20 protein-coding genes are annotated in these 23,098 nt (G+C 74.7%); 15 read left to right on the forward strand and 5 right to left on the reverse strand.

Annotated elements, in window-relative coordinates; genetic code table 11:
- Positions 1–5: 5 nt before the first annotated feature.
- From zapE to ACIQ5Y_RS11755, 7 genes are all read left to right on the forward strand, one after another.
- The gene (gene zapE / locus ACIQ5Y_RS11725; protein WP_403878377.1) at positions 6–1,106 is read left to right on the forward strand and encodes a cell division protein ZapE; all 1,101 of its coding nucleotides are present in this window, start codon (positions 6–8) and stop codon (positions 1,104–1,106) included.
- A gap of 62 nt (positions 1,107–1,168) precedes the next feature.
- Positions 1,169–1,594, forward strand: a complete 426-nt coding sequence (locus ACIQ5Y_RS11730) for an OsmC family protein (RefSeq protein ID WP_376656940.1) — start codon at positions 1,169–1,171, stop codon at positions 1,592–1,594.
- A 262-nt stretch (positions 1,595–1,856) separates the two neighbouring features.
- Positions 1,857–3,218, forward strand: a complete 1,362-nt coding sequence (locus ACIQ5Y_RS11735) for an alkaline phosphatase PhoX (protein WP_403878380.1) — start codon at positions 1,857–1,859, stop codon at positions 3,216–3,218.
- 110 nt (positions 3,219–3,328) lie between these two features.
- Positions 3,329–4,246: a polysaccharide deacetylase family protein gene (locus ACIQ5Y_RS11740; RefSeq protein ID WP_403878382.1), complete on the forward strand. Its 918-nt coding sequence runs from the start codon at positions 3,329–3,331 to the stop codon at positions 4,244–4,246.
- A gap of 284 nt (positions 4,247–4,530) precedes the next feature.
- Positions 4,531–5,880: a discoidin domain-containing protein gene (locus ACIQ5Y_RS11745; RefSeq protein WP_403878384.1), complete on the forward strand. Its 1,350-nt coding sequence runs from the start codon at positions 4,531–4,533 to the stop codon at positions 5,878–5,880.
- The gene (locus ACIQ5Y_RS11750) at positions 5,880–7,133 is read left to right on the forward strand and encodes an MFS transporter (RefSeq protein WP_403878386.1); all 1,254 of its coding nucleotides are present in this window, start codon (positions 5,880–5,882) and stop codon (positions 7,131–7,133) included. Before ACIQ5Y_RS11745 ends, ACIQ5Y_RS11750 begins: the two co-directional genes overlap by 1 nt.
- Positions 7,130–8,119: a hypothetical protein gene (locus ACIQ5Y_RS11755; protein WP_403878388.1), complete on the forward strand. Its 990-nt coding sequence runs from the start codon at positions 7,130–7,132 to the stop codon at positions 8,117–8,119. The genes ACIQ5Y_RS11750 and ACIQ5Y_RS11755 overlap by 4 nt, the downstream gene beginning before the upstream one ends.
- Here the strand turns inward: ACIQ5Y_RS11755 and ACIQ5Y_RS11760 are convergent, their stop codons facing one another.
- Positions 8,120–8,758: an ABC transporter gene (locus tag ACIQ5Y_RS11760; RefSeq protein ID WP_403878390.1), complete on the reverse strand. Its 639-nt coding sequence runs from the start codon at positions 8,756–8,758 to the stop codon at positions 8,120–8,122. It lies immediately after the preceding gene.
- Positions 8,755–9,564, reverse strand: coding sequence for an ATP-binding cassette domain-containing protein (locus ACIQ5Y_RS11765; RefSeq protein ID WP_403878773.1), 810 nt, complete (start codon positions 9,562–9,564; stop codon positions 8,755–8,757). The genes ACIQ5Y_RS11760 and ACIQ5Y_RS11765 overlap by 4 nt, the downstream gene beginning before the upstream one ends.
- Positions 9,565–9,721: 157 nt before the next feature.
- On the opposite strand from ACIQ5Y_RS11765, the gene ACIQ5Y_RS11770 reads away from it, so the two are divergent.
- The 5 genes from ACIQ5Y_RS11770 (at position 9,722) to ACIQ5Y_RS11790 (ending at position 15,945) form a co-directional block, all read left to right on the forward strand.
- Entirely contained in the window at positions 9,722–10,474 is a 753-nt protein-coding gene (locus ACIQ5Y_RS11770) for an aminoacyl-tRNA hydrolase (RefSeq protein WP_403878392.1), read from the forward strand.
- Positions 10,475–10,738: 264 nt separating this feature from the next.
- Positions 10,739–12,082 (forward strand): DUF692 domain-containing protein, encoded by a 1,344-nt coding sequence (locus ACIQ5Y_RS11775; protein WP_403878394.1) that lies wholly within the window; start codon positions 10,739–10,741, stop codon positions 12,080–12,082.
- Complete coding sequence (locus tag ACIQ5Y_RS11780) at positions 12,079–13,122, forward strand: TIGR04222 domain-containing membrane protein (protein WP_403878396.1); 1,044 nt, start codon at positions 12,079–12,081, stop codon at positions 13,120–13,122. Before ACIQ5Y_RS11775 ends, ACIQ5Y_RS11780 begins: the two co-directional genes overlap by 4 nt.
- 75 nt (positions 13,123–13,197) lie before the next feature.
- Positions 13,198–13,983, forward strand: a complete 786-nt coding sequence (locus ACIQ5Y_RS11785) for a TIGR04222 domain-containing membrane protein (RefSeq protein WP_403878399.1) — start codon at positions 13,198–13,200, stop codon at positions 13,981–13,983.
- Between the two features lie 87 nt (positions 13,984–14,070).
- A complete protein-coding gene (locus ACIQ5Y_RS11790) occupies positions 14,071–15,945 on the forward strand; it encodes an alpha/beta hydrolase (protein WP_403878402.1) in 1,875 nt (624 codons plus the stop codon).
- Positions 15,946–16,058: 113 nt separating this feature from the next.
- Here the strand turns inward: ACIQ5Y_RS11790 and hemQ are convergent, their stop codons facing one another.
- Positions 16,059–16,772 carry a hydrogen peroxide-dependent heme synthase gene (gene hemQ, locus ACIQ5Y_RS11795; protein ID WP_403878405.1) on the reverse strand — a complete coding sequence of 238 codons (714 nt, stop codon included), beginning with the start codon at positions 16,770–16,772 and terminating at the stop codon, positions 16,059–16,061.
- A gap of 23 nt (positions 16,773–16,795) precedes the next feature.
- On the reverse strand, positions 16,796–18,295 hold the full coding sequence (hemG, locus tag ACIQ5Y_RS11800; protein WP_403878408.1) for a protoporphyrinogen oxidase: 1,500 nt from the start codon (positions 18,293–18,295) through the stop codon (positions 16,796–16,798).
- 137 nt (positions 18,296–18,432) lie between these two features.
- Here hemG and ACIQ5Y_RS11805 point away from each other — a divergent pair, with 137 nt between their 5' ends.
- Positions 18,433–19,425 (forward strand): DUF4349 domain-containing protein, encoded by a 993-nt coding sequence (locus ACIQ5Y_RS11805; RefSeq protein WP_403878411.1) that lies wholly within the window; start codon positions 18,433–18,435, stop codon positions 19,423–19,425.
- 63 nt (positions 19,426–19,488) lie between these two features.
- Complete coding sequence (locus tag ACIQ5Y_RS11810) at positions 19,489–20,871, forward strand: FAD-dependent oxidoreductase (RefSeq protein ID WP_403878413.1); 1,383 nt, start codon at positions 19,489–19,491, stop codon at positions 20,869–20,871.
- A gap of 287 nt (positions 20,872–21,158) precedes the next feature.
- Here the strand turns inward: ACIQ5Y_RS11810 and hemE are convergent, their stop codons facing one another.
- Positions 21,159–22,223 (reverse strand): uroporphyrinogen decarboxylase, encoded by a 1,065-nt coding sequence (hemE, locus tag ACIQ5Y_RS11815; protein WP_403878416.1) that lies wholly within the window; start codon positions 22,221–22,223, stop codon positions 21,159–21,161.
- Between the two features lie 91 nt (positions 22,224–22,314).
- On the opposite strand from hemE, the gene ACIQ5Y_RS11820 reads away from it, so the two are divergent.
- The gene (locus ACIQ5Y_RS11820; protein WP_403878419.1) at positions 22,315–22,971 is read left to right on the forward strand and encodes a DUF3000 domain-containing protein; all 657 of its coding nucleotides are present in this window, start codon (positions 22,315–22,317) and stop codon (positions 22,969–22,971) included.
- Positions 22,972–23,098 lie beyond the last annotated feature (127 nt).

Here is a 23,098-nt window from a genome sequence, read left to right on the forward strand (position 1 = left end):
GGGCTGTGCCGACATCACTCTCCGCCCCCGGTTCCGCCTCCCGGCCCCCGATAGCCGACGCGGGCCCGCAGGCACTGTGCGCCCGCGAACCGCACGTACCCGCCGAACGGCTGGTGGCCGAGATGGTCCCGCCGCCGCGCTTCGACTCGGTGCGCTTCGACACGTACAACCCGGATCCGACCCAGCCGAGCCAGGCCGAGGCCGTCACCGTGCTCAGCGGCTTCGCCGCGGGGCTCGGCGGGGCGCACGCGAGCGGCGCCGCCAAGAAGCGCTGGTTCTCCAAGAAGCCGGCGGCCCCCACCGCCCCGCGCGGGGTCTACCTCGACGGCGGTTACGGCGTCGGCAAGACCCACCTGCTGGCCTCCCTGTGGCACGCCACCCCGGCCGAGCCCGCGCTCAAGGCCTTCGGCACCTTCGTGGAGCTGACGAACCTGGTCGGCGCGCTCGGCTTCCAGCAGACCGTGCGGACCCTGGGCGGGCACCGCCTGCTGTGCATCGACGAATTCGAACTGGACGACCCGGGCGACACCGTCCTGGTGTCCTCGCTGCTCAGCCGCCTCGTCGAGCAGGGCGTGGCACTGGCCGCGACCTCCAACACGCTGCCCGGCAAGCTCGGCGAGGGCCGGTTCGCCGCGGTCGACTTCCTGCGGGAGATCCAGGGCCTGTCGGCGCACTTCCGGCCGCTGCGCATCGACGGCCAGGACTACCGCCACCGCGGACTGCCCGAGGCCCCGGCGCCCTTCTCCGACGAGCAGGTCGCCAAGGCCGCGTACGCGACCCCGGGCGCGAGCCTCGACGACTTCCCGCACCTCCTGGACCACCTCGCGAAGGTCCACCCGAGCCGCTACGGCGCGCTGACGGACGGGGTCACGGCGGTCTGCCTGACCGACGTGGGCGCGGTGCCGGACCAGTCGACCGCCCTGCGGCTGGTGGTCCTGGCCGACCGGCTGTACGACCGCGAGATACCCGTGCTCGCCTCGGGAGTCGCCTTCGACCGCCTGTTCAGTGAAGAGATGCTGAACGGCGGCTACCGCAAGAAGTACTTCCGTGCCATCTCGCGGCTCACCGCGCTGGCACGCGACGCAAAGCCCCTGGTGTCCCAGTAGGTTGGGGGACGCCGGGTCCCTTCGGGTCCCCGGCCGTTCCCACTTCTGCGAAGGGATCCACCATGGCCACCACACGCCACGCGCACACCGTTTGGGAAGGGAACCTGCTGGAGGGCAAGGGTCAGGTCACCCTCGACTCCTCCGGACAGGGCTCGTTCGACGTCTCCTGGCCCTCCCGTGCCGAGGCCGCGAACGGCAAGACCAGCCCGGAAGAGCTGATCGCCGCCGCCCACTCCAGCTGCTTCTCGATGGCGCTGTCCCATGGCCTCGCTGGCAAGGGCACCCCGCCCACCAAGCTGGAGACCAAGGCCGACGTCACGTTCCAGCCCGGCGAGGGCATCACGGGCATCCACCTCACGGTGGAGGGCGAGGTCCCGGGCATCGACAACGACGCCTTCGTCGCCGCGGCCGAGGACGCCAAGAAGAACTGCCCGGTCAGCCAGGCCCTGACCGGTACGACGATCACCCTCAGCGCCAAGCTCGCCTGACGCGCTTCCCGGCACCTCGCGGCCGCCACCGGGACACCGGCCCCGGCGGCGGCCGCGACTGCTGCTCCGGCGGTGGCTGGGACTGCTGCTCCGGCGACGAGGACCACGGCGGCTGCGGCTGCGCGACACCCGGCGCCCGGCCCGTCCCCCGCCACCGCCCGGGTGACCCGGGCGGCCGGTGCCTCGCGGCGGCGGCCCGGTCGGCGGGACGCGTGGTAGGACGACCCGGTCACATGTCCTGCGCCACCGCCGGGAGTTGCCGATGTCCGTCACCCGACGCAGTCTGCTCGCCGCCGGCTCGATCGCCTTCAGCGGCGCGCTCGGAGCCCTGTTCACCGGCGACGCCGGAACCGCCCGCGCGCGCGAGCGGGGGTACGGGCCGCTGCTGCCCGACCCGCGCGGGCTCCTCGACCTGCCGGCCGGTTTCTCCTACCGGGTGCTGTCGCGCGCCGGGGATCCGCTGCGCTCCGGCGAGGGCGCCGTCCCCGCCAACTGCGACGGCATGGCCGCCTTCGGCGCCGGGGGCGGGCGCGTGCGGCTGGTGCGCAACCACGAGAACCGGGTCACCGCCGCGCTGCGGGTGCCCGCCGCCCGGGGGATGACGTACGACCCCCACGCGCTCGGCGGCTGCACGGTCCTGGAGCTCGGTGCGGACGGGAGGGTCACGGCCGAGCGGGTCGCCCTGGCCGGCACCGCCGTCAACTGCGCGGGCGGCCGCACCCCCTGGAACACCTGGTTGAGCTGCGAGGAGACCGAGGACCGGGCGGGCACCTCCGGCTACACCCACAACCACGGCCACGTCTTCGAGGTGGACCCCGCCGACCCCCGCCGCTCGGGGGCCGTCCCGCTGACCGCGATGGGGCGGTTCGCGCACGAGGCCGTCGCCGTGGACCCGTACCGGGGGGTGGTCTACCTGACCGAGGACGCCTTCGTGCGGCCGTTCGGCCTGTTCTACCGCTTCCTCCCGGAGCGGCCGCTCGGCGGACTCGGCTCGCTGCGGGCCGGGGGCCGGCTGGAGGCCATGCGGGTGCCCGGTCTCCCGGACCTGTCGGTGGTGGAGGAGCCCGGAGCGGAGTTCCCGGTGGAGTGGGCGGCGGTACCGGACCCCTCGGCGGCCGGGACCCCGATCCGGCACCAGGACTTCGGACCGGGCGGGATCACGCACGCGCAGAAGCTGGAGGGCTGCTACTGGGGCGGCGGACCCCTCGGCGGGGTCCACTTCGTCTCCAGCTTCGCCCGCAGCGGCGAGGGGGCGGCCGCCGACCACCACGGCCAGGTGTGGTTCCACGACCCGGTGCGCGGCACGATCCGGCTGGAGGTGCGCTTCGGGCCGGCCGCGGACGTGGCGCTGCCCGGGGACTCCCCGGACAACATCTGCCTGGCTCCGGACGGCGGCCTGATGGTGTGCGAGGACGGCGGCGGGGAGCAGTACGTCTTCGGGGTGACGGCGGGCGGCGGGGTCTACCCGGTGGCCCGCAACGCGGAGGACATCGGACGGCCGGGAGGCGCGGCGGAGTACGGGGAGTTCGCCGGGGTCACCTTCTCCCCCGACCTGCGGACGATGTACGTCAACCAGTACACCCCCGGGACGACGTTCGCCGTGACGGGGCCCTGGAGGCACTGACCTCGCGCTTGGGGTCGTTCGGCGGCGGAGCCCGTGTGCCGGAAGGGTGACTTCGGCGTGCACGAGTGCCGCAGACAAGCACTCACCACATAGTCATATATTTTGCCTGCGTGACCATTTCTGTGCGCAAAGCGGCGGTCGCGGCCGCCCTCGGTGCCGCCCTCGGTGTCTGCCTCTCGGGTTGCGGGGGCTCCACCGGTACGGCCGGCGCCGGCCCCCAGGCCCGTATGGGCACTCCCGCGGCGTCCGCGCCGCCCGCGAGCCCCTCGGGTGCGGCCTCCCCGGCCGCCTCCTCCTCCGCCTCCCCTCAGCCCGGCGCCCCCGCCAAGGCCCCGATGCTGGCGCCCGGCCCGAACGGCCTGACCCCGGTGTTCGAGCGCGCCAAGCAGCACACCGAGAAGACCGTCGCGCTGACCTTCGACGCGGACATGACCTCCGATCAGGGGCCGCGCGCCGACGCCGGTGAGCACTTCGACAACCCCCAGCTGATCTCGACGCTGCGCGCCCTCAAGGTGCCCTCGACGATCTTCATGACGGGCCGCTGGGCGGAGGAGTACCCGGACCAGGCGAAGTCCATCGGCACCGACCCGAACTTCGAGATCGCGAACCACTCCTACAGCCACCACGCCTTCAAGTCCCCCTGCTACGGGCTTCCGGCGCTCGACGGCGCCGCCGCCCGGGCCGACGTGGACCGGGCCTTCGAGGCCTTCCGCAAGGCGGGCGCGGTCAACACCGTCCCCTACTTCCGCTTCCCCGGCGGCTGTTACGACGACGAGGCGCTGCGGGCCCTGTCCACGGCCAAGGTCACGGCGGTCCAGTGGGACGTGGTGAGCGGGGACGCCTTCGCGAAGGACCCCGGCGCGGTGGCCGAGCAGGTGCTCGCCGGGGTGAAGCCCGGCTCGGTGGTGGTCATGCACTGCACGCGCAGCGCGGCACCCGTCACCGAGGAGGCCATCCAGAAGATCGTCCCGGAGCTGCGCAAGCGGGGCTACCGCTTCGTGAAGGTCTCCGAGCTGATCGGGAAGTAGACCCGCACCGGGGACCCTCGCCCGGGGCGGTACGGCCCGCTTTCGTCCGACTGGTCCGCACGGGCCGTCGCACCGGACCACCCGACCACTGGTAGGAAACTTTCCTTCCTGTTAGTGTCCCCGGCGGCGGCTTGGCGCGGTGCCGGTTCCTCCCTCGGCATGACGCGCTCAGTGAGAGCTCTGACCCGGCCGCCAGGCGCCGCCTCCTGCCCGCCCGCGGGCGGGGCGCGGCGTCCCGCACCGGTGTCCAGCTCTCGCCGCCCCCAAGGCCAGGGAGTTCAGGTATGCGCCTGAAGACCTTCCGCACCAAAGTCCGCACCCTCCTGCTCGTCGGCGCCACCGTCCTCGCGCTCACCGGCGGCCTCCTCGTCTCCTGGCCCGAACGGGCCGGGGCGGCCGGAGCCTCCGGGACCGCCGCCGACCCCCTCATATCGCGCGGGAAGCCCGCGACCGCCTCCTCCACCGAGAGTTCGTCGCTGGGCGCCAAGAACGCCTTCGACGGCAACGCCGCCACCCGCTGGGCCAGCGCCGAGGGCAAGGACCCGCAGTGGATCCGGGTCGACCTCGGCGCCTCCGCCACCGTCTCCCGGGTGCGGCTGACCTGGGAGGCCGCCTACGCCAAGGCCTACCGCGTGGAGATCTCCGCCGACGGCACCGCCTGGACCACCCTCGCCACCGAGTCCACGGGCAACGGCGGCACCGACGACTGGACCGGCCTCTCCGGCAAGGGCCGCTACCTGCGCGTGTACGGGACCGCGCGCGGCACCTCGTACGGCTACTCGCTCTTCGAGGCCGAGGTGTACGGGACCGCCGGCGGCGGGCCGCAGCCCGGCGGCGCCTTCACGGTGGTCGCGGCCGGCGACATCGCCGCGCAGTGCACGGCCTCCGACAGCGGCTGCGCGCACCCCAGGACCGCCACGCTCGCCCAGCAGCTGAACCCGAAGTTCTACCTGACGATGGGCGACAACCAGTACGACGACGCCCGGCTCTCCGACTACCGCGCCTACTACGACAAGAGCTGGGGCGCGTTCAAGGACAGGACCCGACCGGTCCCGGGCAACCACGAGACGTACGACCCGGCCGGCTCCCTCGCCGGGTACAAGGCGTACTTCGGGAGCATCGCCTTCCCGCAGGGCAAGAGCTGGTACAGCTACGACGAGGGCAACTGGCACTTCATCGCCCTCGACTCCAACTCCTTCGACCAGGCCGCCCAGATCGACTGGCTCAAGGCCGACCTCGCCGCCAACGGCAAGAAGTGCGTGGCCGCCTACTGGCACCACCCGCTGTTCTCCTCCGGCGGGCACGGCAACGACCCGGTCTCCAAGCCGGTGTGGAAGATCCTTTACGGCGCGAAGGCCGACCTCGTCCTGAACGGGCACGACCACCACTACGAGCGGTTCGCCCCGCAGGACCCGGAGGGCCGGGCGACCGCCGACGGGATCGTGGAGATCGTCGGCGGGATGGGAGGCGCCGAGCCCTACCCGATCGAACAGGTCCAGCCCAACAGCCAGAAGCGGATCAGCGGACCGTACGGCGTCCTGAAGCTGGACTTCACCGACACCGGCTACGGATGGAGCTACGTCGGGACCGACGGGCAGGTCAAGGACACCGGCCCCACGTACAGCTGCCACTGATGTACCTGGCCGCCGACGGCCGCCCGGACGCGCCGCCCCGCACCCCAGGGGCCCGGCGGCGCGTCCCCGCCGCCGTCCTCGCGCTCGGCACGGTCAGCCTCGTCACCGACGTCTCCTCGGAGATGGTCACGGCGGTCCTGCCGCTCTACCTCGTCCTCGGACTCGGCCTTTCCCCGCTCCAGTTCGGCTTCCTGGACGGCATGTTCAACGGCGCGACCGCCCTCGTACGGCTGCTCGGCGGACGGCTCGCCGACCGCGGCGGCCGCCACAAGCGGGTCGCCGGGGCCGGCTACCTGCTGTCCGCGCTGTCCCGGCTCGGCCTGCTCCTCGCGGGCGGCGCCACCGCGGGCATCGCCGCCGCGCTCGCCGCCGACCGGCTGGGCAAGGGCATCCGCACCGCGCCGCGGGACGCCATGATCTCGCTCAGCGGCCCCCCGGAGTCGCTGGGCCGTTCCTTCGGTGTGCACCGCGCCATGGACACCACCGGAGCCCTGCTCGGCCCGCTCGCCGCGTTCGCCGTGCTGTGGGCCACCGCCGACGCCTACGACGCGGTGTTCGCGGTCAGCTTCTGCACGGGCCTGCTCGGGGTGCTGCTGCTCGCCGTGTACGTCCCGGCCGTGCCTCCGGCCGCCGCCGCCCGCAGGCCCGCCCCGGCCCGCACCGCGCTGCGCGACCCCGCCTTCCGCCGCGTCCTGTACGCCGCGGTCCTGCTGGGCGCCACCACCATCGGCGACGCCTTCCTCTACCTGCTCCTCCTGCGCGGACTCGACCTGTCGCCCGTCCTGTTCACGCTGCTGCCGCTCGGCGCCGCCGCCGTCTACCTGCTGCTCGCCGTCCCGGCGGGCCGGATCGCCGACCGGACGGGGCGGCCGGCGGCCTTCCTGCTCGGGCACCTCGCGCTGCTCGGCGTGTACGGCCTGCTGCTCGCCCCCGTCAGCGGGCCGACCGTGGTGGGCGTACTGGCCCTGCTGGGCGTCTTCTACGCCGCCACGGACGGCGTCCTGATGGCGCTCGCCGCGCCCGTGCTGCCCCCGCACGGGCGCGCGGGCGGGCTCGCCGTGCTGCAGACCGGCCAGGCGCTGGCCCGGCTCCTCGGCGCCGCCGGATTCGGGGCGGCGTGGACCTTCTGGGGGCAGCGGCCGGCGCTCTGGGCCGCCGCCCTCGCGCTGGCCGGGGCCCTCGTGGCCGCCCGGCGCGTCCTGCCCTCCCGTACCGCAGCCCCTGCCCCCGTCCCTCCCGTGGAGCCGTCATGAACCTGCGCCCGCGGCGGCTTCGCCTCGCCCTCGTCATCACCGCCGTGGTCCTCCTCGCGGGCGGCTCGCTCGGCTACGTACTGCACGCACGACACCGCGCGGGGCCGCTCCGGCAGGCCGGTGCCGAGGCCTCGTTCGGCGTCGCGGCGCCCGGCCTGTACTTTCGGGACGCGGCCACCGGGCGGGTCGCGCGGCAGACCGGCGACGGACCGGGGCGCACGGCCGGCGGGCCCTCCTGCGACCGCTTCCACGCCGCCGGGGACCACGCCCTGTGCCTGCGCGCACTGCCCGGCGCCCCCGCCCGGACGGAGGCCCTCGTACTCGACCGGCGCCTGCGGGAGGTCCGCCGGGTGACCGTTCCCGGCATCCCCAACCGGGCCCGCGTCTCCGCCTCGGGGCAGCTCCTCTCCTGGACGACCTTCGCGGCCGGCGACTCGTACGCCGCCTCCGGCTTCTCCACCCGGACCTCGATCCTGGACCTGCGCACCGGCTACCTCGTCAAGTCCATGGAACAGATCCCGCTCACCCTCGGCGGGGCCCGCCACCACAGCCCCGACGTCAACTACTGGGGCGTGAGCTTCGCCGGCGACGACAACCGCTTCTACGCCACCGTCTCCACGGGTGGCCGCACCCACCTCGTCGAGGGCGACCTGCGGAACTGGTCGGCGAAGACGCTGCGCGAGAACGTCGAATGCCCCTCCCTGTCACCGGACGGCACCCGCGTCGCCTTCAAGAAGAAGGTCTCCGACGATTCCCGGGACCCCTGGCGGCTGTACGTCCTCGACCTGGCGGCCATGACGGAGCGTCCGCTGGCCGAGCCGCACGGCGTCGACGACCAGGTGGCCTGGCTGGACGACTCGACCGTCGCCTACGCGCGGCCGGGGGCCGACGGCCGCGCGAGCGACGTCTGGTCGGTCCCGGCGGACGGCACCGGTGCACCCCGACTCCTCGTACCGAACGGCTCGTCACCGGTCGCCGTGCACTGATCACCCCCGCCGGGCGGCGAGGAGGCAGGCCCCGGCGCCCGCGGCGCCCGCCAGCAGCAGCGCTCCCGCCAGGGCGCCGACGGGAGGCCGCGCCGAGCCCGTGACCAGCGCGGACACCGCCACCCGGGCCGGGGAGCCGGCGAGCACCCAGGCCAGCAGCGAGCCGAGGGCCCCGGCCAACACGGCGTAGCCGCGCCGCCGGATCAGCGGCCGGCTGCACAGGGCCCCGACGGCCGCGCCGGTCAGCGCGCAGGCCGCCACCGCCGAGGCCCCGGCGAGGGCCGCGCGCACGGGGCCGGCTCCCGCGGGGGCGCAGAGCAGAAGCGCCGCGGTGCCTCCCGCGGCCCCGGCGAGCAGGGCCCCGCCGAGGGCGACGGCCAGGGCCGCGGCATGGACCCGTACGGGGCCGACCGCGGCGGCCGCGCAGTCACGGGCCGCGTCGGGCTCGTTGGTGACGCAGATCCGCACCAGCCAGGCGGTCTGCGGGACCAGACCGGCGGCGGCGAAGCCGAGGGAGTCCAACACCGGATCGCCCGGCCGGATCCCCGCGGCCACGAAGGCGGCGTACACGACGAGCGGGGCGATCCACCGCTGGGAGCGCAGCAGCAGCGCGCCCTGGTAGCGGAGCAGAGCGGTCACTCGGGTTCCTCCACGGCGCGGATGTGCCAGGGCGACCGGGCGGTGAGCAGGGTGCGCAGCACCTCGTCGGAGCGAGCGGCCTCCACCGTGAGCAGGACCCCGCCGTCGGGAGCCGGCGCCCCGGCCAGGCCGGGGGGCAACTCCTGGCCGGGCGCCGCGACGGCGTGGATCCGTACGAGGGGGCCGGCCGCCGCGGACACCGGGGCCAGGGCGCCGCCCCGGATCCGGTGGTGCGCGTCGGCGGCGCCCGCGAGCCGCCGGGGGTCGTGGTCGACGAAGACCACGGTGGCTCCGGCGGCGGTGCGCTCGGCGACGGCCCGGTCCAGTTCGGCCCGGGCCGGGGCGTCGAGCCCGGTCCAGGCCTCGTCGAGCACGAGCAGCCCCGGCTCGGCGAGCAGCGCCTGGGCGACGGCCACCTTCTGGCTGGTGCCCTTGGAGAGTTCGGCCATCGGGGTGCGGGCGTGCCCGGAGGCCCCGAACCGCTCCAGCCACTCCCCCGCCCGCCGGGCCGCCCCGGCCCGCGACAGCCCGTGCACCCGGCCCAGGTGGGTCAGATAGGCCTCGGCGGTCAGCGGCAGGGCCGCCGGGAAGCGTTCGGGAACGTAGGCGGTGCGGCGGGGGCGCCCGCTGACGCGTCCCTCGCTCGGGGTGTCGATCCCCGCGACGAGGCGCAACAGGGTGGACTTGCCGCCCCCGTTGCCCCCTTCGATCCGGACGAGGGCGCCGGGCGGCAGCTCCAGCGAGACCCCGCGCAGCACCCAGGGTCGTCGGGGTCCGTAGCGGCGGCCGACGGCGGTGAGGTTCAGTTCCGGTCCCCTTGGTGCGGGCAGGGCCGGTGAGGGGCGGTCCGGTGAGGGGCCGCCGGGCCGGTGGCGGAAGGATCACTCTGCATGGCGTCGATCCTCGCCCGGCCCGGGCACCCTCGGCATCATCCTGAAGGGGGAGCCTGGCATGCTTGGCCGGATGAGCAGCCAGCACGCGCACGACGCTTCACAGGTACCCGCGGTCGGGGCGGACAGCCCGTTCCGGCAGGAGCACGTCCTGCGCGACGAGGCCCCGCAGTTCGTCCTCCCGCTGGTGGTCCGCATCGAGAAGACCGCGCCGCCGGCCCGGACGGACGCCCTGGAGACGGCGGCCCGCGCGGTACTGGTGCTGCTCTCCGACGAGCGTGCGCACGGCGAGGGCGAGTGGGCCGAGGCGGTGCGGGACTGGCAGGACGCGCGGATCCGCAAGGTGGTCCGGCGGGCGCGCGGGGCGGAGTGGCGCAAGGCCGAGACCCTGCCGGGTGTCACCGTGCACGGTGACGCGTCCGAGGTGCGGGTCTTCCCTCCGGTGCCGCTCGACGGCTGGCCCAAGGAACTGGCGAAGCTCCAGGTGTCGGGCACCGACCTGGACGACCCCGAACCGGTCGGCCCCGAGAGCGAGCCGGGGCTGCCCGTGCTGTGGCTCAATCCCGACCTGGACATGTCGGCCGGCAAGGCGATGGCCCAGGCCGGGCACGGGGCCCAGCTGGCGTGGTGGGAGCTGACCGGCGCGGAGCGGGGGCTGTGGCAGGCGGGCGGCTTCCGTCTGGCGGTACGCACGGCGCCGCGCGAGCGGTGGGCGGAGCTGAGCGGGAGCGGGCTGCCGGTGGTCCGGGACGCCGGTTTCACGGAGATCGCGCCCGGGTCCTGCACGGTGGTCGCGGACCATCCCGCGCTGCGGGCGCGGCTGTAGTTCGTACGCCGCCCCGGCCACACGGCCGGGGCGCGCCCGGCTGCGGCGCGCCGGCCGCGGGCCGTTCCCCGGCCGCGGGCCTGGTGGCACCCCGGCTGCGGGCCCGGCCGTGTGGCCGAGGAACCGCGGCGTATATCGCTTCGGCCGGGGAACCTCAAATGTTGCTCTGAACGTCCCCTCCGGCGGATTGGCCCGGCTTCGGCGGGGCCATCACACGGATGACCGGTGACATCGGATCACGGCCGGACGAAGGGGGCGGGGGACATGAAGCCCATGGAACGACTGGGAGTGGGGATCGGCTGGCGGCCGGAGATCGCGGACGCCGTCGAGCGGCTGCCCGGCCTCGACTGGGTCGAGGTCGTGGCCGAGAACGTCTGCCCGGGCCACCTGCCCGAATCCCTGGTGCGGCTGCGCGAGCGCGGGGTCCGCGTCGTGCCGCACGGGGTCTCGCTCGGGATCGGCGGCGCCGACCGCCCCGACCCTGCGAAGCTCGCGGCCCTCGGAGAGCGGGCGGTGGCGCTGGGGGCGCCGCTCGTCACCGAGCACATCGCCTTCGTACGGACCTCCTCGCCCGCGCTGGAGGCCGGCCACCTGCTGCCGGTGCCGCGCACGCGGGACGCGCTGGACGTGCTGTGCGAGAACGTACGGATCGCGCAGGACGCCCTGCCGGTGCCGCTCGCGCTGGAGAACATCGCCGCGCTCATCTCCTGGCCGGACGAGGAGATGACGGAGGGGCAGTTCCTGACGGAACTGGTCGAGCGGACCGGCGTCCGGCTGCTCATCGACGTGGCCAACCTGCACACCAACCGGGTCAACCGGGGCGAGGACCCGGCCGCCGTGCTCGACGCGATCCCGCTGGAGGCGCTGGCGTACGTGCACGTGGCGGGCGGCGTGGAGAAGGGCGGCGTATGGCACGACACGCACGCGCACCCGGTGCCGCCGGTGGTGCTCGACCTGCTGGCCGGGCTGCGCTCGCGCGTGGACCCGCCGGGGGTGCTGCTGGAACGGGACGACGACTTCCCGCCGGAGGCGGAGCTCGCGGCCGAACTGACGGCGATCCGCGCCGCGCCGGCGGCTCCGCCGGTTCCGGCGACCGTGGCGATCGCGCCGGCTCCGGCGACCGTGGCCGAGCCTGCGGCAGAGGCGGAGACAGAGGCAGCGGCGGAGACAGCGGCAGCGCCGGAACCGGGCGTCGCCGAGGCCGCCCGGACCCGGGTGGGGCTCGCGCAGGCCGCGCTGCTGTCGGCGCTGGTGGCCGGGACGCCCGTGCCCGAGGGGTTCGACCGGCCGCGGATCCGGGTGCAGGCCCGGGCCCTGGCGGCCAAGCGGGCCGACGTGGTGGCCAAGGTGGCGCCCGAGCTGCCCGGGATCCTCGGCGGCGCCGAGCCGTACCGCGAGGCCTTCCTCGCGTACGCCAAGGGCCGGCCGATGACCGGTGGCTACCGCCGCGACGCGCTCGACTTCGCCGAGCACCTGCTGATCCGGGACCTGCCGGCCGACGTCGCGGCGCGGCGGCGGCTCACCGCCTGGTGGCGGGAACGGGCCGGGGTACGGCCGCCCGGCCGTGTCGTGCGCTGGGCCCGGACGCTCGTGGGGAGGGCGGCATGAGCTTCACCAATGTGCTGGCTGTCGTGGTCTGGGTGGGGGTCCTCGCCTCCTCCCTCGTTCTGGTGCGGGGGCTGCGCGGCCCCCGGCCCCGGTCCGGCGGCTCCCCGGCCGTACCGCTCGACCTGTCCGAGGCCGCGTTCCTGGTGGGCGGGCCGGGGGGCGTCGTGGACGCCGCGCTCGCCGCCATGCTCACGGACGGGCGGCTGGTGGCCGGCGGTCCCGGGCTCGTCCAGGTACGGCCCGGGGCGCGGGCCGGCGATCCCGCCGAGCGCGCCGTCCTCCAGGCCCACCAGGCGGCGCCCTCGGGGTGGCTGTACCAAGTGCGGTACCAGGCCATGCTCAACCCGGCCGTGCAGGAGATCGGGGACGCCCTCGCGGCCCGCGGGCTGCTCTCCCCGCCCGAATCCGGCCCGTCCCGGCGGCGCTGGGGCGTGGTCCAGGCCGTCGTGTGCGCGGTTCTCATCCCGGTGTCCATCCCGCTGACCATCGTGGGGATGGTCGTGCTGTCCGACTCAGTGCCGTTCATCCTGGTGGTGCTGCCCGCGCTGCTGGGCGGGATCGTCATGGGCGTGGTCGGCGCACGCCGGGCCCGGAGCCGGCTCACCCCGGCGGGGGCGCGGGCGCTCACCGCGGTGCGCCGCGCGTATCAGAACGACCAGAGCCCGCACGTGCGGATCTCGCTGTCCGGGCTGCGCGGTCTGCGGGACCCGCATCTGCGGCAGCAGCTCGTACCGGCCGCCCGGGGCACCCGGCTGGCCGCGGCCCAGTCCGGGAGCCGTACCCACGACTCGCACGGCTCGCACGGCTCCGACTCGTCCTCCGATGTCCTCGTCCCCGTCGTCTGGTGCGCGGGCAGCGACGGCGGCGGGAGCGGATCGAGCTGCGGGTCGGGGTCGAACTGCGGTTCCTCGGGCAGCAGTTGTGGTGGCAGCGGCACCGGCTGTTCAAGCAGTGGTTCGAGTTGCGGCAGTTCGAGTTCGAGCTGCAGCAGCTCCAGTTGCAGCAGCTCGTCCGGATCCAGCTGCTCCAGTAGCTCCTGACGGCCCATCACGGTCCCATTACAAGCTGCCCGTACCCCCTGACCAGGCATATCATCAGCTTGTAGAAAGCTGGACATGTTCTGGGTCCTGTTCCTGCTGGCGGCTTGGGCCGGGGTGCTGGTGTCGTGCGCCCGTCTCCTGAGGGCCGCCACCCGAGCGGCGGAGCCCGCGCCGGGCTCCGCCTCCTCGCACCACCACGCCGAGTTGAGCCTGTACGAGGCCGCCTACCTCGCGGGCGGCCCCATGCGGGTCGCCGACCTGACGCTGCTCTCGATGCAGCGCGAGCGGCGGCTGCTGCTCGCTCACACGGGGTGGGCCACCATCGTCGACCCCATCGGGCGAGATCCGCACGAGCGGTCGGTCCTGGGGGCGTTCGGCCCTGACGGACAGTCGCCCGTGCCGGCGCTGCGGTACACGGTGGCGGAGGACGATGCCGTACGGGACCTCGCGGACCGGCTGGGCGAGGCGGGACTCGCGCTGAGCGAGGGCGTACGGGACGGGATCGACGAGGGGATCCGGGCCGTCCAGGGGGCCACCCTGCTGGTACTCGCGATGGCGGCGGCCTCGCTGGCCGTGCCGCCCGAGGAGACCTCGGCCACGATCGTCCTGGTGTGGTTCCTGCTGCCGCTGATCCTCTCCCTGAGCTGCCTCGGGATAGCCCGCTTCGACGGGCACCTGCACTCGTCCTGGGCCTCCCCGGCCGGGCAGCGGCTGCTCATCGCCCTGGACGAGGAGGGGGGCGAGGAGGAGTCCCTGACCGCGGTGGCCGTACGAGGCGTACGCGCGGTCGGCGACCCGGGGCTCCGGGCGGCCCTCGGGTACGGCAACCGGGGGCGGATCCCGGGGCAACGGGACCAATGAGGCCGACACCGCCCGCCGATCCTTTACACGGCACGCGCTCGGCTCTTTAGTCGGCTCATCGCACGACCCGAAGGGCCGACCCCCGCCATGCGCACACCCCCACCCCTCTTCCACAGCACCGCCGCGGCCGCCCTGTCCCTGGCCCTTCTCACCCCCGCGACCGCCACCGCCGGGCCGCCGCCCGCCCCCCGGCCGGCACCCGGAGCCGCCGGAGCCGCCGGAGCCGAACGTGCCGCCCGCAGCGCGGCCGGCCGGCCCGGAGCCGGGTCGGCGGTCCTCGGCGAAACGCCCTTGCCCGGCCGCCCCGCCCGAGGGGAGGGGACCGGCCCACCCGGCCCCCACCCCGCCGGCGGCGACCGGCTCGCTGCCGAGGCCGCCGGAGCCGAACTCGTGGCCCGGCGCGCCGCCGCCGCGGCCGGCCGGGCCGGAGCCGCGGTGCCCGGCCACCCCGCCGGAGGCGAGCGGCTGGAGTTCGGGGTGTGCCCCGCGGTCGAGGAGTTGCCCCGCAGCGTGCGGTGCGCCGTGCTCCGCGTGCCGCTCGACTACGCGCGCCCCGACGGGCCCCAGATCCTCCTCACCGTCAGCCGGGTCCCGGCGACCGGGGAGGGCGGGGCGCGCCGGCAGGGTGCGCTCGTGAACAATCCCGGCGGGCCGGGGGCCTCCGGGATGGCCTTTCCGCTCGCCGCCGGGCTCCCCGAGTGGCGACGGGTCGCCGCCGCCTACGACTTCGTCGGCTACGCCCCGCGCGGCGTCGGCCGCTCCGCCCCGCTGTCCTGCCGGGACCCCGCCGCCCGCACGGGCCCGACCCAGGTCCCGGCCGTCCCCTCGCCCGCGTACAAGCGGCAGCGCGTCGCCGCCGCCCGGGCCTACGCCCAGGGCTGCGCACGGCGTGCGGGCACCCGGCTGCCGTACTACACGACGCTGAACAACGCCCGCGATCTGGACGTGCTGCGCGCCGCCCTCGGCGAGCGCCGGCTGACCTTCATGGGCGGCTCCTACGGCACCTACCTCGGCGCCGTCTACGCCACCCTCCACCCGGGCCGCGTACGCCGCATGGTGCTCGACTCGGCGGTCGATCCCGATCCGGCCGGCATCTGGTACCGCTCCCAGCTCGGCCAGGCCGCCGCGTTCGAGCGCCGCTGGTACGACTTCCGTTCCTGGGTCGCCCGCCACCACGCCGCGTACGGCCTCGGCACCACCCCGGCGGCCGTGCAGGCCTCCTACGAGCGCGTCCGGGAGGCGTTGGCCCGTGACCCCGCCGCCGGCAGCGTCGGCACCGGCGAACTCCAGGCCGCCTACCTCCGGGCCGCGTACTACGACGACGTGTGGCCGGACCGGGCGGCGGCGCTCGCCGCGTTCCTGCGCGGCGATCCGGCGGAACTGGTACGGCAGGCCGCCCCGGACCCGGCGCGGGCCGCCGAGGCGGAGAACGCGACGGCCGTCTACACGGCGGTGCTGTGCAACGACGCCCCCTGGCCCGGGGAATGGGCCGTCTGGGACCGGGACGGCACCGCGCTGGCCCGTACGGCCCCGTTCGAGGCCTGGGCCAACACCTTCCTGAACCTCCCCTGCGCCTACTGGCCGGTGCGCGAGCGGCAGCGGCCGGTGCCGGTCGGCCACGGGCGGGCGGCGGCGCTCCCCCGCACCCTGATCGTGGCGGCGGAACGCGACGGGGCGACCCCGTACCGGGGCGCGCTGGAGCTCCAGCGGCGACTCGGCGGCGAGGCCGCGCTGGTCACGGAGAAGGGGGCCGGCTCGCACGGAGTGGTCGGCGGACGCAACGACTGCGTGGACCGGCACGTGGAGCGGTATCTGCTGACGGGTGACACCTCGCCGGCCGGAAACGGCGGCGCGCGTGTCACGTGTGCGCCGCATCCGGAGCCCGCACCGGTGTCGCTGGACGACCGGACGGCGAGCACCCGCGGGGCAACCCCCGGGGCACTGCTGTCGCCAGTCGTCTGAACTTCCGGGCGGGATCTCCGGCTGCGTCGTTTCGGGGGCAGGGCCTCCCGATCCACCGGAGGAACTCACCGAACGGTGTGGTCGTCCTCCGGTCCTTCCCCCCAGGGGAGGTATCAGGCGAGCCCGGCCACCAGGTCGGCGACGGACTTGCGGCGCCCGGTGTAGAAGGGCACCTCTTCACGGACGTGCATACGGGCCTCGGAGGCGCGCAGGTGACGCATCAGGTCGACGATGCGGTACAGCTCGTCGGCCTCGAAGGCCAGCAGCCACTCGTAGTCGCCGAGCGAGAAGGAGGCGACGGTGTTGGCGCGCACGTCCGGGAAGCCGCGGGCCATCTTGCCGTGGTCGGCGAGCATGCGGCGGCGGTCCTCGTCGGGCAGCAGGTACCAGTCGTAGCTGCGCACGAAGGGGTACACGCTGACGTACTCGCGCGCGACCTCGTCGGCCAGGAAGGCCGGGATGTGGGACTTGTTGAACTCGGCCGGGCGGTGCAGGGCCATGTTCGACCACACCGGCTCCAGGGCGCGGCCCAGCTTGGTGCGGCGGAACAGGTTGTAGGCGGTCTGCAGCTCGTCCGCCGTCTCGGCGTGCCACCAGATCATGACGTCCGCGTCGGCGCGCAGGCCGGAGACGTCGTAGGCGCCGCGGACGGTGATGTCCTTGGCGGCCAGCTGGTCGAAGAGATCCTGGACCTCGTCGGCGTAGCCGCTGCGGTCCTCGGGCAGTACGTCCTTCAGCTTGAAGACGGACCACAGGGTGTAGCGGATGACCTCGTTGAGGTCCTTCGCCTTCTTCCCCGCGTTGGGGATCTTCTCTGGTGCAGTCATGTGCCTATTGTCCCGTGTGCTGATCAGTGGTCTGTCCCAGGGGGTACCGAACGCGCTCCGAACGAGCCGATCACCGCGTCCGCGGCCTTGGCGGCACTGGCGATACAGGCCGGAACGCCCACTCCGTCGTACACCGCTCCGCACACCGCGAGGCCGGGCAGGGCCGCGACCGCGCCGCGGATCCGCTCGACGCGGGACAGGTGGCCGACCGGGTACTGGGGCAGACCGCCGTCCCAGCGGGTGACGGTGGAGGCCACCGGCCGGGCGGCGAGGCCCACGGCCTCGCCCAGGTCGGCGAGGGAGACCTCGACGAGCTCCCCGTCCTCCCGTTTCAGATCGGCTTCGTCGGCGTACCGGCCGACCGAGGTGCGCAGCAGGAAGAGCTCCGGATCGGCCCCGGCCCAGGCCCACTTGTTGCTGGAGAAGGTGGAGGCCTTGATGGTCCGGCCGTCGACGGGCGGTACGAGGAACCCGCTGGCGCCGCCCCCGGTCACGGAGGCCGGCAGGTCGGAGCGGCGGAAGGCCATCGTGACCAGTGCCATGGAGGCGTACTCGACCCCGCGCAGCTCGGCCGCGGCGGCCGGGGCGAGGTCGTCGAGCAGTCCGGCGGCGGGCCCCGCGGGGGTGGCCAGGACCACGCCGTCCGCGTCGATGACCTCGATGGCCTCGCCGCCGGCGACGACCCGCCAGCCCTCGGCGCTGCGAACGACCTCGCGCACGGGGGTGCCGGTGACCAGGCGGGCTCCGGCGGCCCGGCAGGCCTCGGCCACGGCGAGCGGGAGCCGTCCGACGCCTCCCTCGATGCCGGCGAAGAAGGCACCGGTGGCGGCCGCGCCGGTGACCGTGGTCCGCTCCGCGGCCGCGCGGCTCGCGGCCCCGGCCTGCAGGGCGCGGACGCTCTCGGCCAGCGTGGGGTGGGTGCGGACGGCCTCGTAGAGGGCGGGGACGGCGGCGCGCATCGAGATGCGGTAGGCGTCGCCGGCGTAGACCCCGCCGAGCAGTGGCTCCACGAGCCGGTCGACGACCTCGCGGCCCATGCGGGCGGCGACGTACTCGCCGACGGCGACGTCCTCGCCGACCTCGGTGGGCGGCAGCTCCCGGTCGGCCTCGATCCGGGCCAGTCCTTCCGGGGAGAGCACTCCGGAGGCGGCGAGCGGTGCCAGGTCGCCGGGAACGCCCATGACGTGCCCGCGCGGCATCGGCCGCAGTTCGCCCCGGGTCCACAGGTGGGCGGTGGCGGTGGCGGGCGGCTGGAGGGCTTCGCCGAGGCCGACGGCGCGGGCGAGTTCCAGGGCTTCGGGGCGGCGGGCGAGCAGGGACTCGGCGCCGAGGTCGACGGGGGCCCCGGCGAGCTCACCGGCGTACAGCTTGCCGCCGAGCCGGTCTCCGGCCTCCAGGAGCGTGACGCGGACGCCTCCGGCGAGCAGCCGGTGGGCCGCCGCGAGGCCCGCGATGCCGCCGCCGATGACGACGACGTGCCGGCTGGGGCCGGGGCGATCCGTACGCATGTCCGCTTCGTGCATGGACACATCGTCTCAGACCGACGTCCGAGGCCGGAACGTGACCGCATCGGGACCGGCCCGGGACCGGGGAGGCGAAACCCGCTGCGGGGCGGGCACGTCGAAACGGCAACACCAGCCGATCCTCGGGAGTTTCAACGATGCGCGCACCACTCGGACACCGCTGCGCGGCCACCCTGGCCGCCCTCTCGCTCGCCGGGGCACTGGCCCTCACCGGCTGCTCCGCCGGCTCGGGCGGCGCCTCCGCCGACAAGGCGGCGGTGGCTCCCCAGGAGGGCGCGGCCCAGGCCCCGGCGGCCGCCCAGGGCAAGGGAGGAGCGGCCGCTGCGGCGCCCCGGCCGGCGGACAAGAACGGACAGCAGCCGCCGGCGGTGGTCCGCCCGAACGTCATCCGCACGGCGAGCCTCGGCATCGAGACGGCGGACGCGCAGAAGACCCTGGCGGCGGCCCGCACGGCGGCCGACGGCGCCGGCGGGTACGTGGGGAGCGAGTCCACCAGGCGCGGCGAGGACGGCCGGATGACCTCCACGCTGACCCTGCGGGTGCCCGGCGAGCACTACGACGCGGTGCTCGGCGCCATGGAGGGCAGCGGGAAGCTCCTGCACCGCAAGGTCGACGCGCAGGACGTGACCGAGAAGGTGGCCGACATCGGCAGCCGGGTCGCCTCGCAGCAGGCCAGTGTGGCGCGGGTGCGGGAGATGATGGGCAAGGCCTCGGCGCTCAGCGACGTGGTGATGCTGGAGGGCGAGCTGAGCCGGCGCCAGTCCGACCTGGAGTCGCTGCTGGCGCAGCAGACGGCGCTGAAGGACCAGACCTCGATGGGCACCATCACCCTGGAGGTCTCGGAACCGGCCGCGAAGCCGGCGGCGGAGAAGAAGGAGAAGGAGCCCACCTTCCTGGGAGCCCTGCACGGCGGCTGGGACGTCTTCACGAAGCTCCTGCGCTACCTGCTGGTGGCGGTCGGCGCGCTGCTGCCGTTCGCCGCGTTGGCCGCGGTGGCAGGGGTCGGGTACCGGCTGTACCGGCGGCTGCGCCCGGCGGCCCCGAAGTCGGGCGGGACCCCGGCCGTGGTCCCGGTGCCGGCGGCCCGCCCGGCGGAGACTTCCGAAACCGGAGCCGGCGTCCGGGACTGAACGCACGTTCGCCCGTAGCGTGTTCACCATCTGGCGGGCGGCTGCGAAGGAGCGGTGGGGACCATGGCGAGGGAACGACTGGTGGTGGTCGGCGGGGACGCGGCGGGGATGTCCGCCGCGTCACAGGCCCGCCGGCTCAAGGGCCCGGCCGAGCTGGAGATCGTCGCCTTCGAGCGCGGGCACTTCACCTCGTACTCCGCGTGCGGGATCCCGTACTGGGTCGGCGGTCAGGTGGCCGGGCGGGACGACCTGATCGCCCGCACCCCCGAGGAACACCGCGCCCGGGACATCGACCTGCGCACCCGCACGGAGGTGGTGGAGCTCGACCTGGCCGGAGCACGGGTGCGCGCCCGCGATCTGGACACCGGATCCGAATCCTGGACGGGCTACGACAAGCTCGTCCTGGCGACGGGCGCCCGTCCCGTCCGCCCCTCGCTCCCGGGCATCGGCGCGCACGGGGTCCACGGCATCCAGACCCTGGAGGACGGTCAGCGCCTCATGACCACGCTGGAGCGCACGCGGGGCCGCCGGGCGGTCGTCGTGGGCGCCGGCTACATCGGCGTGGAGATGGCGGAGGCCCTGGTCGGGCGGGGCTACGAGGTCACCGTCCTGCACCGCGGCGAACAGCCGATGGCCACGCTCGACCCGGACATGGGCGCGCTGGTGCACGGCGCGATGAACCGCATGGGGATCGTCACGGTCTCGCGCGCCGAGGTGACGAAGATCCTCACCGACGAGGAGGGCCGGGCCCGCGCGGTGGCCACGGCGGCGGGCGAGGAGTACCCGGCGGACGTGGTCGTCCTCGGCATCGGCGTCGAACCGCGCACGGCCCTCGCCCGCGCGGCCGGGCTCCCGCTCGGCCCCTCGGGCGGCATCCTCACGGACCTCTCGATGCGGGTCCGGGGGCACGAGGACATCTGGTCGGGCGGTGACTGCGTGGAGGTCCTGGACCTGATCGCGGGCCGCACCCGGCACATCCCGCTGGGCACGCACGCCAACAAGCACGGCCAGGTGATCGGCTCGAACGTGGGCGGCGGCTACGCGACGTTCCCCGGGGTCGTCGGCACGGCGGTGAGCAAGGTCTGCGACCTGGAGATCGCCCGTACGGGGCTGCGCGAGAAGGACGCCCGGGAGGCGGGGCTGCGCTTCGTGACGGCGGCGATCCGCTCGACGAACACGGCGGGGTACTACCCGGGCGCGGCGGAGATGACGGTGAAGATGCTGGCGGAGCGGCGCACGGGACGGCTGCTGGGTGTGCAGATCGTGGGCGGGGCGGGGTCCGCGAAGCGGGTGGACATCGCGGCGGTGGCCCTCACGGCCGGCATGACGGTCGAACAGGTCGTCTCGCTCGACCTGGGCTACGCGCCGCCGTTCTCCCCGGTCTGGGACCCGGTACTGGTGGCTGCCCGCAAGGCCGTTGCCGCGGTGCGTGCGGCAGGCGTCTAGGCCGGTGCGGGGCGCGGGCGCGTGCGGGCCTCCGGGTGCGGGGGGCCCTGCGGAGCTGGTCCCCTACCCGCCCTTCCACCGTTCCCCGGGCTCCGCCCGAACCCGTTCCGGGCGCTGCGCGCCCGTGCGCTCAGACGCCGCGCGGGCTGGATCATCCAGCCGGCGCGGCGTTTGAGCGCACGGGGTCCGGGGCTGAGCCCCGGGAAACGGAGAAAGGGCGGGGCGGGGAGCAGCTCCGCGCAGCGGCTCCGGCTCCGGCTCCGGCTCCGGCTCCGGCCCCCGAACGGCTAGCGCTGCGTGCGGGTGTGGACGTAGTCCACCAGGCGGGTCAGCGCGTCGGGGTCCGTCGTCGGGAGGACACCGTGGCCCAGGTTGAAGACGTGGCCCTCCAGGCCGGAGGCCGCAGCAAGGACCTCGTCCGTCTTCGCCCGCACGGCCTCCTCGGTGGAGAAGAGGACCGCCGGGTCCAGGTTGCCCTGGAGCGCCTTGCCGGGGCCGACCCGGCGCACGGCCTCGTCCAGCGGGACCCGGTAGTCGACGCCCATGACGTCGGCGCCCGCCTCGCCCATCAGGCCGAGCAGCTCGCCCGTGCCCACGCCGAAGTGGATCCGGGGGACACCGTACGAGGCCACGGACTCCAGCACCTTCGCCGACGCCGGCATCACCGAGCGCCGGTAGTCCGCCGGAGCCAGCGCGCCGACCCAGGAGTCGAAGAGCTGGATCGCGGAGGCGCCGGCCTCGATCTGGACCTTCAGGAAGGCGGAGGTGATCTCCGCGAGGCGGTCCAGCAGGTCGGCCCACAGCTCCGGGTCCCCGTACATCAGGGCCTTGGTGTGCTCGTGGTTCTTGGACGGGCCGCCCTCGACGAGGTAGCTCGCGAGGGTGAAAGGCGCGCCCGCGAAACCGATCAACGGCGTGGAGCCGAGTTCACCCGTGAGCATGCCGATCGCCTCGGTGACGTACGAGACGTCCTCCGGGGTGAGGTCGCGCAGCTGTGCGAGGTCCTCGCGGCGGCGGATCGGCTGGGCGACGACGGGGCCGATGCCCGGCTTGATGTCCAGGTCGACGCCGATGGCCTTCAGGGGGACCACGATGTCGGAGAAGAAGATCGCCGCGTCGACGTTGTGCCGCCGCACCGGCTGCATGGTGATCTCGGTGACCAGGTCGGGGCGCATGCAGGACTCCAGCATGGCCGTGCCTTCGCGCACCTTGCGGTACTCGGGGAGCGAGCGCCCGGCCTGCCTCATGAACCACACCGGGGTGTGCGGCACCGGCTCGCGCCGGCACGCCTTCAGGAAGGCGGAATCGTACGTCTTGCTCGGCTGGCCCTGGGGCGTCTCGTTGGCACTCACGACCCAAATCTTCGCACGTATGAAGAAGTGCCCGGCCCGGCGCGGGTGTGGCTGCGCCGTACGGGCGCTCGTTCCGCCTAGTCTTCCCGGCATGGCTGCGGCTCAGGGACGATTTTCAGATGGCGCTGACGGTACGGACAGCGCGAAGGAGAGCTCCGTCCCGCTCCCGTTCCGGCGGGCGGTCGACGGCTTGAAGAAGGCGAGGCTGCGCACGGGGATCGAGATCGATCCCACGAAGCCGCCGCAGAGGCTGGCGCCGTACGCCTACGCACTGGAGGCGGCGGTCGTGGACGGGGAGGACGATCTGGCCGACGGCCGGCTCATCCTGCTCCACGATCCGGCCGGGCACGAGGCCTGGCAGGGGACCTTCCGGCTGGTGACGCTCGTACGGGCGGAACTGGAGCCGGAGATGGCCGCGGACCCGCTCCTCCCGGAGGTGTGCTGGTCCTGGCTGACGGGTGCGCTGGAGGCGCGAGGGCTGGCGTACGGGGAGGCGAGCGGCACGGTGACCATGGCGAGCTCGCACTACTTCGGGGGACTCGCGGAACGGCGCCCGGCGACGCAGATCGAGATCAGGGCCTCGTGGACGCCCCGCGAGGGGGTGGGCGGGGTGCCGGACACCTCGGCGCACCTGTCGGCGTGGTGCGAGCTGCTGTGCCAGATCGCGGGGCTACCGCCGGTGGGCCCGACGGACACGGTCACGGGCGTGGTCTCCCTGCCACAGCGGCGTGGTCCGCACCACCCGTAGCCGCGCGGCCGTACGGACGCGCGAGGAGCGCCGTACGGACGTACGGAGAGCCGGGGAACAACCGATCGAAGCCCGCAACAGGGTGTCGGAACGCGGCAACCGTTGCGGGCTTCTGATCACCCTATGA

Origin of the sequence: Streptomyces sp. NPDC096339 (assembly GCF_044762985.1) — a bacterium.
Classification (GTDB): domain Bacteria; phylum Actinomycetota; class Actinomycetes; order Streptomycetales; family Streptomycetaceae; genus Streptomyces.

Coding starts and splice junctions, on each gene's coding strand:
- ACIQ5Y_RS11780 (WP_403878396.1), top strand. CDS start 12,079: ATGAGCTTCACCAATGTGCTGGCTGTCGTGGTCTGGGTGGGGGTCCTC.
- ACIQ5Y_RS11790 (WP_403878402.1), top strand. CDS start 14,071: ATGCGCACACCCCCACCCCTCTTCCACAGCACCGCCGCGGCCGCCCTG.
- ACIQ5Y_RS11750 (WP_403878386.1), top strand. CDS start 5,880: ATGTACCTGGCCGCCGACGGCCGCCCGGACGCGCCGCCCCGCACCCCA.
- ACIQ5Y_RS11735 (WP_403878380.1), top strand. CDS start 1,857: ATGTCCGTCACCCGACGCAGTCTGCTCGCCGCCGGCTCGATCGCCTTC.
- ACIQ5Y_RS11730 (WP_376656940.1), top strand. CDS start 1,169: ATGGCCACCACACGCCACGCGCACACCGTTTGGGAAGGGAACCTGCTG.
- ACIQ5Y_RS11805 (WP_403878411.1), top strand. CDS start 18,433: ATGCGCGCACCACTCGGACACCGCTGCGCGGCCACCCTGGCCGCCCTC.
- ACIQ5Y_RS11770 (WP_403878392.1), top strand. CDS start 9,722: ATGAGCAGCCAGCACGCGCACGACGCTTCACAGGTACCCGCGGTCGGG.
- hemQ (WP_403878405.1), bottom strand. CDS start 16,772: ATGACTGCACCAGAGAAGATCCCCAACGCGGGGAAGAAGGCGAAGGAC.
- ACIQ5Y_RS11785 (WP_403878399.1), top strand. CDS start 13,198: ATGTTCTGGGTCCTGTTCCTGCTGGCGGCTTGGGCCGGGGTGCTGGTG.
- ACIQ5Y_RS11745 (WP_403878384.1), top strand. CDS start 4,531: ATGCGCCTGAAGACCTTCCGCACCAAAGTCCGCACCCTCCTGCTCGTC.
- ACIQ5Y_RS11810 (WP_403878413.1), top strand. CDS start 19,489: ATGGCGAGGGAACGACTGGTGGTGGTCGGCGGGGACGCGGCGGGGATG.
- ACIQ5Y_RS11775 (WP_403878394.1), top strand. CDS start 10,739: ATGAAGCCCATGGAACGACTGGGAGTGGGGATCGGCTGGCGGCCGGAG.
- hemG (WP_403878408.1), bottom strand. CDS start 18,295: ATGCACGAAGCGGACATGCGTACGGATCGCCCCGGCCCCAGCCGGCAC.
- ACIQ5Y_RS11755 (WP_403878388.1), top strand. CDS start 7,130: ATGAACCTGCGCCCGCGGCGGCTTCGCCTCGCCCTCGTCATCACCGCC.
- ACIQ5Y_RS11820 (WP_403878419.1), top strand. CDS start 22,315: ATGGCTGCGGCTCAGGGACGATTTTCAGATGGCGCTGACGGTACGGAC.